Genomic DNA, 15,591 nt, shown 5'->3' with positions numbered 1-15,591 from the left:
TGTCGTTCACAGGCCGAGCTCGTTCTCGATGAAGTCGAAGACCTCGTCCCGCGACGCGGACCGCAGGTGCTCGGCCGCCGCCTCGCGGGGCGCGTCCGAGGACCAGCGCTCCACCAGGGCCGTCAGCCTGGCCAGGACGTCCGGGGAGGGGGCGGCCTGCGCCGCGACCGCGGCGAGCCTGCCCTCGAGGCGGTCGATCTCGGCCAGCACCGACTTCTCCGACAGTTCGTCCTCGCCCAGTTCGGAGCGCAGGTGCTCCGCGAGCTCGGCCGGGGTGGGATAGTCGAAGATCGAGGTGGCCGACAGGGCGAGGCCGGTGGCCCCGGTCAGCCGGTTGCGGAACTCGACGGCCGCCAGTGAGTCGAAGCCCACGTCGCGGAACGGCTTGTCCGCCTCGATCGCCGCGATCCCCGAGTGCCCGAGTACGGCCGCCGCGTGCGTGCGCACCAACTCGGTCAGGGCCTGCTGCCGCTCGGCTTCCGAGAGCCCGGAGAGACGCCGGACGAATTCGTCGGCGCCGTCCTCGGCGGGCTCGGCCGGTGTCTGTGCCCGCAGCGCCTCGGGGATGTCCGACAGCAGGGTGCTCGGCCGCGTCGAGGTGTACGACAGGGCGAACTTCTCCCACTCGACGTCGGCCACCGTCAGGCAGGCCACCCCTTGGTCGATCGCGTGCCGCAGCAGGGTCAGCGCGGTGTCCGGGGCGAGTGCCCGCACGCCGCGTCGGCGCAGGTGCGCCTCGGCGTCGCCCTGGGCCGCCATGCCGCCCTCGCCCCACGGGCCCCACGCCACCGACGTGGCGACGGCGCCGCGCGCCCTGCGCCGTTCGGCGAGCGCGTCGAGGTAGGCGTTGGCGGCTCCGTAGGCGCCCTGTCCCGCGCCGCCCCAGACGCCGGCGGTGGAGGAGAACAGCACGAACGCGTCCAGCTCCGTGTCGGCGAACGCCTCGTCGAGGTGGCGCGCGCCGTCGGCCTTGCCCGCGCTGATGGCGCTCACGTCGTCCGCTCGCGTCTCGTCGATGCGGGTGGACTGGGCGACGCCCGCGGTGTGCAGCACCGAGCTGACGCGGACACCGTCGGCGGCGAGCTTGCCGAGGAGCGCGTCGAGCGCGCCCCGGTCGGCGACATCGCACGCGGCGATGGTCACCCGGGCGCCCAGGCCGGTCAGCTCGGCCTCCAGGGCCGCCGCCTCGGGTGCCTGCGGGCCCCTGCGGCTGGTCAGCACCAGGTGCTCCGCGCCCGAGCGCGCCAGCCAGCGGGCCACGTGGGCGCCCAGGGCGCCGGTGCCACCGGTGACCAGGGCGGTGCCGCGCGGGGTCCAGCCCGCGCCGCCCGCCGTGACCGCGAGCGGGGCGCGCCGCAGCCGCCGGGCGAGGAGCCCGCCGACACGCAACGCCACCTGGTCTTCACCGGTGGTCCCGGCCAGGACGGCGGCCAGCCGTGCGGCGTCCCGCGCCCCGAACTCCTCGGGCAGGTCGACGAGACCGCCCCAGCGCTCCGGGTGCTCCAGCGCCGCCACGCGGCCGAGGCCCCAGACCTGCGCCTGGCCCGGCCCGGCCTGCTCATCGGCGGTGACGGCGACCGCGCCCCGGGTGACGCACCACAGGGGCGCCGTCACCGCCGCCGCGCCCAGGGCGCGCACCAGCGCGTGGGTGGCGGCCAGCGGCCAGGCGTCGTCCTGGCCGTCCGCCAGGGCGAGGAGGGACAGCACGCCGCGCACGGACGTGTCCGTGAGCGCGGCCCGGATCCGCTCGGCGAGGGCGTCGGGGTCTGTGGCGCCCGCGAGGTCGGCGGAGACGTCCACAGTGACGATGTCGAGGCCCTGCCGCTCCAGCGCGGCGACGCACGCGGCGGCCACCGGCCCGCCCGCGGTGATCTGCACCCAGGTGCCGGTCGGCTGTGCGGCCGGTTCGGCGAGCGGGCGCCAGTGCACGTCGTAGCAGAGTTCGCCGAGGTCCGAACGCTCCTTGGACCTGCGGCGCCAGTCGGCGAGGACCGGCAGGATCTCCCGCAGCGGTGCCTGCCGCTCCGCCTCGTCGACGCCGAGGGTGCGGGCCAGGACGTCCATGTCCTCGCCCTCCACCGCGGACCAGAAGGCCTGGTCGACCTCGGAAGCGTGCGCATCGCCGGTGCCGGCGGGGGCGTCCAGCCAGTAGCGCTGCCGGTTGAAGGCGTACGTGGGCAGCGCGACCCGGCGCCCGGGACGCAGCGTCGGCCACGACACCGAAGCGCCACGCGCATGCAGCCGCGCCAACCCCTGCACGAAAGAAGCCAGTTCGCCCTGGCCCACCCGCACCGCGGGCACCGCGACCACACCTTCACCCCGGCCCTGCACCAGACCGCTCAGCACGGCCTCGGGACCCACCTCGACAAACTCCGTCACACCCCGCGCGACCAGAAACTCCACACCATCGGCGAACCGCACCGCCTCACGCGCATGACGCACCCAGTACTCGACCGAACCCAGCTCGCCCGCGTCCGCGACCGCCCCGGTCACATTCGACACCACGGGGATGGACGGCTCGTCGAAGGCCACCTCGCGCAGAACCGCCGCGAACTCCTCCAACACGGGCTCCACCAAAGGCGAATGGAACGCCTGACTCACCCGCAACCGCCGCGTACGGCAACCGGCCGCCCGCGCCAGCTCCGCGACCCGCTCCACAGCGGCCTCGGCGCCCGAGACCACCACGGAGGAGGGTCCGTTCACCGCGCCGATCGAGACCTGGTCGCCGGCCGAAGCCTCCGTGATCCACTCCCCCGCCTGCTCCTCCGAGGCCTCCAGGGAGACCATCACGCCACCGGTGGGCAGCGCCTGCATCAGCCGGCCCCGAGCGGCCACCACCCGTACCGCGTCATCAAGCGACCACACACCCGCCACATGAGCGGCGGCCAACTCACCCACCGAGTGGCCCATCACGTAATCCGGACGCACCCCCGACTGCTCCAACAACCGGAACAGCGCCACCTCGAACGCAAACAACCCAGCCTGCGTATAAACCGTCTCATCGAGCAGCCCCGCGAACCGCGAACCCTCCTCAGCCCACAACACCTCACGCAACGGCACCTCCAACACCCCATCGAAAGCACCGCACACCTCCTCAAACACCTCACCGAACCCCGGCACACCCACCAACTCACGCCCCATGCCCACCCGCTGAGCCCCCTGCCCCGAGAACACCAGAGCCGTGGAGCGGCCCGGCTTCGCGCGGTCCAGGACGGTGTGCGGGGCGGGGTCGCCGGAGATGACGGCGTCGAGGCCACGCAGGAGCTCCTCGCGGGTGCGGCCCGTGACCACGGCGCGGTGCTCCATGGCGGACCGGGCGGAGAGCAGCGACCAGGCGATGTCCGTGTCGGACGCCTTCGCGGTGGCCGCGAACTCCCGCAGCCGCGTGGCCTGTCCGCGCAGCCCGGCGGCGGACCGTGCGGAGAGCGCCCAGGGCACCACGGCGCTCGTGCCGTTCTCGGCGGGCTCGGCGGGCGGCTCGTCCACGACCGGCTCGGCGGACTGCTCCACCGGTGCCTGCTCCAGGACGACGTGCGCGTTCGTACCGCTGATGCCGAACGACGAGACGGCGGCCCGGCGCGGGCGGCCGGTCTCCGGCCACGCGCGGCTCTCGGTGACGAGCTCCACCGCGCCCGCCGACCAGTCGACCTGCGGGGTCGGCTCGTCGACATGCAGCGTCTTCGGCACCACGCCGTGCCGCATCGCCTCGACCATCTTGATGATTCCGCCGACACCGGCCGCGGCCTGCGTGTGACCGAAGTTGGACTTCAGGGAGCCCATCAGGAGCGGCTGTCCGTCGGTGCGGTCCTGGCCGTAGGTGGCAAGGACGGCCTGGGCCTCGATCGGGTCGCCGAGCGGGGTACCGGTACCGTGCGCCTCGACGACGTCGACCTCGGCGGCCCGCACACCCGCGCTCGCCAGGGCCTGACGGATGACCCGCTGCTGCGACGGGCCGTTCGGCGCGGTCAGACCGTTGGACGCACCGTCCTGGTTCACCGCCGAGCCCCGCACCACCGCCAGCACCTCATGACCGTTGCGCCGCGCGTCCGACAACCGCTCCACCAGGAGCAGGCCCACACCCTCCGACCAGGTGGTGCCGTCGGCGCCGGCCGCGAAGGACTTGCAGCGGCCGTCGGGGGCGAGGCCCTGCTGGCGGCTGAACTCGACGAAGGAGTCCGGGGTCGCCATCACGGCGACGCCGCCCGCCAGGGCCAGGGTGCACTCGCCCTGCCGCAGCGCCTGCACCGCCTGGTGCAGCGCCACCAGCGACGACGAGCACGCCGTGTCCACCGTCACCGCCGGACCCTCGAACCCGAACGTGTACGAGACGCGGCCGGTCGCGATGCTGCCGGTGTTGCCGTTGCCGAGGAAGCCGGCGACCTCCTCGGGGACGGAGTGCAGGCGGGCGGCGTAGTCGTGGTACATGAGTCCGGCGAACACGCCGACTCTGCTGCCACGCACGGCGGCGGGGTCGATGTGCGCGTACTCGAACGCCTCCCAGGTGGTCTCCAGGAGGAGCCGCTGCTGCGGGTCCATGGCGAGCGCCTCGCGCGGCGAGATCCCGAAGAACTCGGGGTCGAACTCGGCGGCGTCGTGCAGGAATCCGCCCTCGCCGACGTAGCTGGTGTGGGGGCGCGTGCCGTCCCGGTCGACGAGTTCGCGCACGTTCCAGCCCCGGTCCTCGGGGAACGGCGTGACGCCGTCCCTGCCCTCGGCGACCAGCTGCCACAGCTCCTCGGGCGTGCGGACGCCGCCGGGGTAACGGCAGCTCATGCCGATGATGGCGATCAGGTCGTCGTCACCGGACGCCACCGGAGTCGCCGTACGGCCCGGGGCCGCCGCTGTGATCTCCGGGCCCGCCTCGCCGAAGAGTTCGGAGCGCAGGTGGCGGGCGAGTGCCGCGGGCGTCGGGTAGTCGAAGACGAGGGTGGCGGGCAGCCGTACTCCGCTGGCGTTGGCGAGCTGGTTGCGCAGGTCCACCGCGGTCAGCGAGTCGAAGCCGAGGTCCGAGAAGGCCCGGTCGGGCTCCAGGTCGCTGTCGGGGGCGTGGCCGAGCACGGCGGTGACGTGCCGCAGCACCAGCCGCAGCAGCGCCTCCTCGCGGGCGGCGGCGGAAAGGGTGCGCAGTCGGTCGCGGAGCCCGCCGGCGGGCTCGGCGCCCACGGCCCGCCGGGAGGGCCCGCGGACGAGGCCGCGCATCACCGGGGGGATTCCGGCGGCCTCGCCGCGGACGGCTGCGGGGTCGAACGCCATGGGGACGAGTACCGGCTCGTCCGCGGCGAGTGCCGCGTCGAACAGCGTGAGGCCGTCCTCGATGGACAGGGCCGACATGCCGCCGCGGGAGACGCGGGCGAGGTCCTGCTCGCTCATGACGCCCGACATCGTGCTGCGCTGCTCCCACAGGCCCCAGGCAAGGGCGTGCGCGGCGAGCCCCTGGGCCCTGCGGTGCTCGGCCAGGGCGTTGAGGAAGGTGTTGGCGGCGGCGTAGTTGGCCTGGCCCACCGCGCCCAGGATGCCGGCCGCGGAGGAGAACAGGACGAAGAAGTCCAGGTCCTCGGTGAGCTCGTGCAGGTTCCAGGCGGCCTGCGACTTGGGGCGCAGCACGGTGTCGACCCGCTCCGGGGTCAGCGAGGAGATGACGCCGTCGTCCACGACCCCCGCGGAGTGGACCACGCCGCGCAGCGGTCGGTCGGCGGGGATGTTCGCGAGGACGGCGGCCAGGCTCTCCCGGTCCGCCACGTCGCAGGCGACGACGGTGGCCTCGGCGCCGAGTCCGCCGAGTTCGGACACCAGCTCCTGGGCGCCCGCGGCCCGGGGGCCCTGTCGGCCGAGCAGCAGCAGATGGCGTACGCCGTGCTCGCCCGCCAGGTGACGGGCGACGGCGCTGCCGAGGACGCCGGTGCCGCCGGTGATGAGGACGGTGCCGTCGGGGTCCCAGACCGGTGCCTGCTCGTCATGGCTCCGCGTCGCGGGGACCGCGGCACGGGCCAGCCGGGGCGCCCACAACGCATCCCCACGAACCACCAGTTCGGGTTCGCCGGCCGCGAGGGCGGTCCGGATCGCGGGCGCGAGTGCCGCCGCCGTCGTGCCGTCGCCGGCGGGGCCGGCCGGCAGGTCGAACTGCACCATGCGGCCGGGATGCTCGGACTGGGCGGAGCGCACCAGCCCGCGGGCCGCGGCGTGCGCCGGGTCGGGGGCGTGTCCGTCGGGGCTCTGCCCGTCGAAGCCCTGCCCGTCCGACCCCTCAAGGCCCTGCCCCGCGGCGGTGCCGCCTTCGACGGTCGCCGCGTTGCGGGTGAGGAGCACCAGGCGGGACGGGGTGAACCTGTCGTCGGCGAGCCAGGTCTGGGTCGTCTCCAGCGCCCAGGCGGTGGCCGCCTTCGTGGCCTCCGGTACGTCGGCAAAGGAGTCGGGGCAGGCGACGACGACGGCGTCCGGCACGGCGGTTCCCGCGTCGATCGCCGCGGCCAGGTCCGCGAGATCCCCGTACGCCTCTGTGTCGGCGTCCACGGCGCGGGTGAGGGCCGCGGCCGCGTCGCCGACGACCGCCCAGGCGGGCCGAGAGCCGTCGCCCGCCACCGGGGACACCTCCGCCCAACCGGTCCGGTACAGCCAGTCGTCGTGCCCTCGCGCCGCGCGCAGCTGGTCGCCCGTGACCGGGCGCAGGACGAGCGTGTCGACGGAGGCCAGCGGCAGCCCCGCACCGTCGGTCATGGTGACCGTGACGCCGCCGGTGCCCGCGGGGGCGAGGCTGACGCGCACGGCGGCCGCGCCGGTGGCGTACAGACGCACGCCCTCCCAGGCGAACGGCAGGCCGCGCGGCGGTTCACCGCCGCCGGAGCCCTCCAGCAGGGAGACGCCGTGCAGGGCCGCGTCGAGCACGGCCGGGTGGAGGCAGAAGTCGCCCGCCTCGCCCGCTTCCCCGCCCTCGGGCAGCCGCACCTCGGCGAAGACCTCGGGGCCGCGCCGCCATGCGGCCGTGAGCCCCTGGAAAGTGGGGCCGTAGGCGAAACCGCCCTCGCTCATCGTGTCGTAGAGCCCGTCCACCTCGACGGGTACGGCGCCTTCGGGCGGCCATACCTGGGCCGCGGGCGGCGGTTCGGGGGCCGCCTCGGCCGGGGAGAGCACTCCGGTGGCGTGGGTGCTCCAGGCTCCGGCGTCGCCGGTCCTCGCGTACACCGCGAAGGGGCGCCGTCCGTCGTCGTCCGCCTCGTCCGCCGTCAGCTGGACCCGCGCTGCGACGCCCTCGGGCAGGACCAGCGGGGCGTGCAGCGTCAGTTCCTCGACGCCGTCGCAGCCGACCTCGTCGCCGGCCCGCAGCGCCATCTCGACGAAGCCCGCGCCGGGGAAGAGCACGGTGCCGAGCACCGCGTGGTCGGCCAGCCAGGGCTGCTCCGCCAGTGAGAGCCTGCCGGTGAGGAGCACGCCGTCGCCATCGGCCAGGCCGACCCTGGCGCCGAGCAGCGGGTGCCCGGTGGTTTCGAGCCCCACGGACCCGACGGCGGCGTCCACACCGGCCGGGGCGGAGCGCCGGGGCCAGTAGCGCTGCCGGTCGAAGGCGTACGTGGGCAGCGCGACCCGGCGCCCGGGACGCAGCGTCGGCCACGACACCGAGGCGCCACGCGCATGCAGCCGCGCCAACCCCTGCGCGAAAGAAGCCAGTTCACCCTGGCCCACCCGCACCGCGGGCACCGCGACCACACCTTCACCCCGGCCCTGCACCAGACCGCTCAGCACGGCCTCGGGACCCACCTCGACAAACTCCGTCACACCCCGCGCGACCAGAAACTCCACACCATCGGCGAACCGCACCGCCTCACGGGCATGACGCACCCAGTACTCGACACTCCCCAACTCACCAGCCAGGGAACCCGTCACATTCGACACGACCGGAATACCCGGCTCGCCGAAAGACACCTCCCGCAGCACCGCCGCGAACTCCTCCAGCACCGGCTCCACCAACGGCGAATGGAACGCCTGACTCACCCGCAGCTTCCGCGAACGGCAACCAGCCGCCCGAGCCAGCTCCACCACCCGCTCCACAGCCACCCCGGACCCCGAAACCACCACCGACGACGGCCCGTTCACCGCCCCCAACGACACCAGCCCACCCGCCGCAGCCTCCGCGATCCACGACAGCGCCTGCTCCTCCGACGCCTCCAACGACACCATCACCCCACCCACAGGCAGGCCCTGCATCAACCGGCCCCGCGCAGCCACCACCCGCACCGCGTCCTCAAGCGACCACACACCCGCCACATACGCCGCAGCCAACTCACCCACCGAATGGCCCATCACATAATCAGGACGCACCCCACACCGCTCCAACAACCGGAACAGCGCCACCTCGAACGCAAACAACCCGGCCTGCGTATAAACCGTCTCATCGAGCAGCCCCGCGAACTGCGAACCTTCCTCAGCCCACAACACCTCACGCAACGGCACCTCCAACACCCCGTCAAAAGCACCGCACACCTCCTCAAACACCTCACCGAACCCCGGCACACCCACCAACTCACGCCCCATACCGACCCGCTGAGCCCCCTGCCCCGAGAACACCAGGGCGAGGCGACGGTCGCCCGCGGCGATGTCGCGCACCACGTTCCCGGCGGGCTCTCCGGCGGCCAGGGCGTCCAGCCCGGCCAGGAGTTCGGCGCGGTTCTCGGCGAGCACGACGGCGCGGTGTTCGAGGCTCGCCCGGGTCGAGACCAGCGACCAGGCGAGGTCCATGTCGGCGGCGTCCGTCGTGGCCGCGAACTCCCGCAGCCGCGCGGCCTGTCCGCGCAGCCCGGCGGCGGTGCGGCCGGAGAGCACCCACGGCAGCACGCCCTCCACCACGGGCTCCGCCGCAGGGTCCGTCACGGGCTCCGTCGCAGGCGCCTGCTCGAGGACAACATGCGCGTTCGTACCGCTGATTCCGAACGCGGACACGCCCGCCCGGCGCGGGCGGCCGGTCTCCGGCCACGCGCGGCTCTCGGTGACGAGCTCCACCGCGCCCGCCGACCAGTCCACGTGCGGGGTCGGCTCGTCGACATGCAGCGTCTTCGGCACCACACCGTGCCGCATCGCCTCGACCATCTTGATGACCCCGGCGACACCCGCGGCGGCCTGCGTGTGACCGATGTTCGACTTCAGGGCCCCGAGGAGGAGGGGCTGATCCGGCGCCCGGTCCTGGCCGTAGGCGGCGATCAGGGCCTGGGCCTCGATCGGGTCGCCGAGCGGGGTACCGGTGCCGTGCGCCTCGACGACGTCGACCTCGGCGGCCCGCACACCCGCGCTCGCCAGGGCCTGCCGGATGACCCGCTGCTGCGACGGGCCGTTCGGCGCGGTCAGACCGTTGGACGCACCGTCCTGGTTCACCGCCGAACCCCGCACCACCGCCAGCACCTCATGACCGTTGCGCCGCGCGTCCGACAACCGCTCCACCAGCAGGACGCCGACGCCCTCGGCGAAGCCGGTGCCGTCCGCGTCCGCGGCGAACGCCTTGCAGCGGCCGTCCTGGGACAGCCCGCGCTGCCTGCTGAAGGAGACGAGGAGCCGCGGGGTGGGCATGACGGCGACGCCGCCCGCCACGGCGAGGCCGCACTCGCCCTGCCGCAGGGCCTGCACCGCCTGGTGCAGCGCCACCAGCGACGAGGAGCACGCCGTGTCCACCGTCACCGCCGGACCCTCGAACCCGAACGTGTACGAGAGCCGGCCGGAGGCGACGCTGGTCGCGTTGCCGGTGAGCAGATGGCCGTCGAGGCCGTCCTCCGCCGTGAACAGGTCGGTGCTGTAACCGGAGACGGCGCCGCCGATGAAGACGCCGGTCGGGGTGGCGCGCAGGCTCAGCGGGTCGATGCCGCCGCGCTCCATGGCTTCCCAGGTGGTCTCCAGGAGTAGCCGCTGCTGCGGGTCCATGGCGAGCGCCTCGCGCGGCGAGATCCCGAAGAACTCCGCGTCGAAGCCGGCGACGTCGTCGACGAAGCCGGCGGTGCGCGTGTGAGAGGTGCCCGCGCGGTCCGGGTCCGCGTCGAACAGGGCGTCCAGGTCCCAGCCGCGGTCGGTGGGGAAGTCGCTGAGCGCGTCGGTCTCCTCTGCGAGGAGCCGCCACAGGTCCTCGGGCGAGGCCACGCCGCCGGGGAAGCGGCAGCCCATGCCGACGATGGCGATGGGCTCGTCGTCGGCGCGGGCCGCGGTGACCGTGAGGGGGCGGTCCTGGGTCGCGGGCGCGGCGTCGGGCAGCACCAGCGGCAGCAGGTGCGCGGCGAGCGCGAGGGGCGTGGGGTGGTCGAACACGGCGGTGACGGGGAGCCGTACGCCGGTGGCGGTGTTGACGCGGTTGCGCAGTTCGACGGCGGTGAGCGAGTCGAAGCCCAGAGCCTTGAACGGCCGGTCCGCGCCGACCTCGCCCGTGTCGTCGTGCCCGAGCACGGCCGCGGCCTGGGCGCGCACCAGTTCCACGAGGGTGCGGCGGCGCTCCGTCTCGGGGAGCGCGGCGAGCCGGTCGCCGAGCTCCAGGGTGGCGCTCTCGGCGGCCGCGCGGCCGAGGACGCGGCGCGGGCGGACGAGGCCGCGCAGCAGCGCGGGCAGGGTGTCGGCGGTGCGGGCCTTGGCCAGGTCGAGGCCGATGGGCACGGTGAGCGCCCGGTCGAGACCGAGGGCGGCGTCGAACAGGGCGAGCCCGGTCGCGGTGTCCAGCGGACGGACGCCGGACCTGCCGATGCGCCGCAGGTCGACCTGGTCCAGTACGCCGGTCATGGCACTGGCGTCGGCCCACAGGCCCCAGGCCATGGAGTGCGCGGGCAGACCCTGGGCGCGGCGATGCTGGGCGAGGGCGTCGAGGAACGCGTTGGCCGCCGCGTAGTTGCCCTGGCCGGGGGCTCCGAAGACGCCGGCGGCGGACGAGAACAGGACGAAGAAGTCCAGGTCCCCGGTGAGCTCGTGCAGGTGCCACGCGGCGTCGGCCTTGGGGCGAAGGACGGTGTCGAGGCGCTCGGGGGTGAGGGTGGACAGCACGCCGTCGTCCAGGACACCGGCGGCGTGCACGACGCCGCGCAGTCCGGGCAGGGACGCGACGAGTTCGGCCACGGCGTGCCGGTCGGCGACGTCGCAGGCCACGACGCGGGCCTCGGCGCCGAGCCCGGCCAGTTCGGCGGCCAGCTCCCGGGCGCCGGGGGCCTTCGGGCCGCGGCGGCCGGTGAGCACGAGGTCCCGCACGCCGTGCTCGGTCACCAGGTGGCGGGCCACTGCGGCGCCGAGCACCCCGGTGCCGCCGGTGATCAGGACGGGGCCCTCGCCGTCGCGCGGGAAGGGCGCGGGCTCGGCGTCGCGGACCCGGGACAGCCTGGGCACCCGGGCGTCGCCTTCGCGCAGCGCGACCTCCGGCTCCCCGGCGGCCTTCGCCGCCGTCACGGCGTCGGCCAGGGCCGCGAGGGAGGCGGCGGTGCCGTCGAGGTCGATCTGGGTGAGGCGGCCGGGATACTCGGCGGCGGCCGAGCGCACCAGGCCGCGCGCGGTCGCCGCGGGGATCTCTACGGGCTCGTCGGCGGACACGGCGGTGCCGCGGTGGGTGAGCACCACGAGGTGGACGGCTTCGAGGGCGTCGTCGGTCAGCCAGGCGCGGACGGCTTCGAGGGCGTCGACGGCGGCTGCCCTGGCGGCCTGCGGGGTCCCGGCCCCGGTGTCCGCTCCCGTGCCCGCGGTGGTCGGCACGGTCAGGTACACCGTGTCGGGTGCGGTGGCCCCGCCTTCGCCCGCCACGGCAGCGCGCACCGCGTCGAGGTCGGCGAGGAGGGCGGCGCCCTCGGGTGCCTGTCCCCCGCCCAGGACTGCCTGAACGCCGTTGCCTTGTACGGCGGTTGCGTCCGGCAGTGCCGTCCAGGAGACCTCGTACAGCGAGGACAGGGCCTGCGGCGTCCCGGCCACCTCGGCGGTGGCGGCGTCAAACGGGTGGGTCGTCACCTGCTCGACGGTGAGCACGGGGCGGCCCGTGGGGTCGGTCAGGAGCAGCTCGGCCGTGTCGGCTCCGGTGGAGCGCAGTCGTACGCGGACGGCGGTCGCGTCGGTGGCGTGCAGCTCGACGCCCTTGAAGGCGGCGGCGCTCGACCCTTCGTCCGGCTGGAGCGCGGCGTCCACCAGGGCGGGGTGCACACAGAACCGCGCGGCGTCACCAGTCGCGGGCTCGGCGAGCTCGGCCTCGGCGAAGGTGTCGCGGCCGCTGTGCCAGAGTCCGCGCAGGCCGCGGAAGACCGGGCCGTGGGCGAGGCCTGCCTCGGCCAGGCGCGCGTACAGCTCATCGGGGTCGGCCGCGGTGGCGCCCACGGGCGGCCAGGCGCCGCCGAGTTCACCTGGGGCACCTGCGTCGGAGCGGGTGCCGAGGGTGCCGGTGGCGTGCGGGATCCAGGTGCGCTCGGGCTCGTCGGAGGCGTCGGCGCCCGCGAAGATCCGCACGCGGCGGTCACCGTGCTCGTCGGCGGCGTCCACGACGACCTGGATGTCGACGGCGGGCGTGCTGCCCAGCGCGGCGTCGGGCAGCACGAGGTGCTGGTGGATCTCCAGGTCCGCGAGGCGGTCGGCGCCCAGGTGCTCGCCCGCGTGCAGGGCCAGTTCGAGCAGGACGGAGGCGGGCACCACGGTGCGGCCCGCCGCCGTGTGGTCGGCGAGCCAGGGGTGGGAGTCCAGGCCCAGGCGGCCGGTGCACACGTACCCTTCGCCGTCGGCGAGGGCGATGCCCGCGGACAGCACCGGGTGGGCGAGGGCGGTCAGCCCGGCGCCCGAGACGTCGGCGGTGCCCGCCGCGCTGTCCAGCCAGTAGCGGCGGCGCTGGAAGGCGTAGGTGGGCAGGGCGACAGGGGCCGCGCCGGTCCCGGCGAACACGGCGGACCAGTCGGGCTCCACGCCGCGCACCCACAGCTCGGCGAGGGAGGCGAGCAGACGGCGCGGGCCGCCCTCGCCGCGGCGCAGGGTGCCGACGGCGACGACCTCGGTGTCCAGCGCGCCGCCCACGTCCTCGACGGCGGCGGTCAGCACCGGGTGGGCGCTGGCCTCGACGAAGGTGGTGCTGCCCTCGCGGACGAGGGTCTCGATCGTGTCGTGGAAGCGGACGGGCTCGCGGAGGTTGCGGTACCAGTACTCGGCGTCGGCCGTGCCGTCGGCGAGCAGTTCGCCGGTCACCGTCGAGTACATCGGCACCTGGGCCGGGCGCGGGGTCACCGGGGCGGCGAGTTCGAGCAGGTCCTCGCGGAGCCGCTCGACCTGCGCGGTGTGGGAGGCGTAGTCCACCGGGATGCGGCGGGCGCGTGTCCCGTCGCGTTCGCAGGCGGCCATCAGCTCGTCCAGAGCCGCGGCCTCACCGGCCACGACCGTGGACTGCGGGCCGTTGACGGTGGCGACGTCGATCCGGCCACCCCAAGGGCCGATGAGTTCCTCGGCGGCGGCCCGGGGCAGCGGCAGCGAGACCATGCCGCCCTGGCCCGCGAGTTGCCGGCCGATGAGCCGGCTGCGCAGCGCCACGACGCGGGCGGCGTCGTCGAGCGAGAGCACGTCGGCGACGACGGCGGCCGCCAGCTCGCCCTGGGAGTGGCCCACCACGGCGGCGGGTTCGACGCCGTGGCCGCGCCACAGGTGGGCCAGGGAGACCATGACCGCCCACAGCAGCGGCTGGACCACGTCGACCCGGTCGAGGGACGGGGCGCCCTCCCGCTCGCGCAGCACGTCCTCGGGCGACCAGTCGATGTGCGGGGCGAGGGCGGCCGCGCACTGGGCGAAGCGGGCTGCGAACAGCGGTGAGGAGTCGAGGAGCTCGGTGCCCATGCCCGCCCACTGCGCGCCCTGGCCGGGGAAGACGAACACCACGTCGGAGGAGAGCTCACCGGACAGGACGCCGGAGACGACGCCCGCGGCGGGCTCGCCGTTCTCGACGGCGGCCAGGCCCGCGGCGAACTCGTCGGCGGTGCCGCCGAGCACCACGGCGCGGTGTTCGAGGCCCGCGCGGGTGGTGGCCAGCGACCAGCCGGTGTCGACGGCGGACGTGCCGGCGGCGTCGGTGAACTCCCGCAGCCGCGCGGCCTGTCCGCGCAGTCCGGCGGCGGACTGCCCGGAGACCGGCCAGGGGACGACGGTGCCGGTGGCCACCAGCCCGGCCGGGGCCGCCGGGACCGGCTCGGCGGGATCCGCGGGCTCTTCGGGCTCATCGGCGGGCGCCTGCTCGACGATGACGTGCGCGTTCGTGCCGCTCACGCCGAAGGAGGAGACGCCGGCCCGGCGCGGCTGCCCGGTGTCGGGCCAGGCGCGGCTCCCGGTGACCAGCTCGACGGCGCCGGACGCCCAGTCGACATGGGTCGTGGGCTCGTCGACGTGCAGCGTCCCGGGGACCGTGCCGTGGCGCATGGCCTCGACCATCTTGATGATGCCTGCGACGCCGGCGGCGGCCTGGGTGTGGCCGATGTTGGACTTCACCGAGCCGAGGAGCAGGGGGCGCTCCCGCGGGCGGTCCTTGCCGTAGGTGGCGAGCAGGGCGTCGGCCTCGATGGGGTCGCCGAGAGTGGTGCCGGTGCCGTGCGCCTCGACCACGTCGACCTGCGCGGGGGCGAGTCCGGCGGCGTCCAGGGCCTGGCGGATGACGCGCTGCTGGGAGGGGCCGTTGGGCGCGGTGAGGCCGTTGGAGGCGCCGTCCTGGTTGACGGCCGTACCGCGGACGACGGCGAGGACCTGGTGGCCGTTGCGGCGCGCGTCGGAGAGCCGCTCGACCAGGAGCAGGCCGACGCCCTCGCCGAGCCCGGTGCCGTCCGCGCTGTCCGCGAAGGCGCGGCAGCGGCCGTCGCGGGAGAGCCCCTGCTGGCGGCTGAATCCGACGAAGACCTCGGGCGTCGACATGACCATCACGCCGCCGGTGAGCGCGAGCGAGCACTCGCCCCGCTGGAGGGCGCTGACCGCCAGGTGCAGCGCGACGAGGGAGGAGGAGCAGGCCGTGTCGACGGTGAGCGCCGGACCTTCGAGGCCCAGCGTGTAGGAGATCCGGCCGGAGATGACGCTGTCGGCGCGGCCGGTGAGCAGATAGCCCTGCACCTCGTCGGGGGCGGTGGCCTGGTCGCCGTACCCGTGGAAGCTGGAGCCCACGAAGACGCCGGTGTCGCTGCCGCGCAACGCGGTGGGGTCGATGCCGGAGCGCTCGAGCAGCTCCCAGGAGGTCTCCAGGAGGAGCCGCTGCTGCGGGTCCATGGCGAGCGCCTCGCGCGGCGATATGCCGAAGAAGGCGGAGTCGAACTCGGCGGCCTGGTGCAGGAACCCGCCTTCGGCGACGTACGAGGTGCCGGGGCGCTCGCCGCTCACGTCGAACTGGTCCGCCACGTCCCAGCCGCGGTCGAGCGGGATGCCGGAGATGGCGTCGGTGCCGTCGGCCACCAGTCGCCAGAGCTCCTCGGGCGAGGCCACGCCCCCCGGATAGCGGCAGCTCATGCCGACGATCGCCACCGGTTCGGCGGTCGCCGACTCCGCCTCGCGCAGCCGTGACTTGGTCTCCTTGAGCTCGGCGGTCACGCGCTTGAGGTAGTCGAAGAGCTTCTCTTCATTCGCCATGGGGGACGGGTCCATTCCTTTGCGCACTAAAGG

1 protein-coding gene is annotated in these 15,591 nt (G+C 74.8%); it reads right to left on the bottom strand.

Features of this window, described 5'->3' with window-relative positions:
* Positions 1-6 precede the first annotated feature (6 nt).
* Complete coding sequence (locus tag ACF062_RS29015) at positions 7-15,558, bottom strand: type I polyketide synthase (protein WP_392142603.1); 15,552 nt, start codon at positions 15,556-15,558, stop codon at positions 7-9.
* Between the last annotated feature and the right edge of the window lie 33 nt (positions 15,559-15,591).

The sequence above is a fragment of the Streptomyces sp. NPDC015345 genome (assembly GCF_043078805.1).
Classification (GTDB): Bacteria; Actinomycetota; Actinomycetes; order Streptomycetales; family Streptomycetaceae; genus Streptomyces.
The sequence above is the reverse complement of the archived record's forward strand: the minus strand, read 5'-3'. Positions and strand labels throughout refer to the sequence as shown.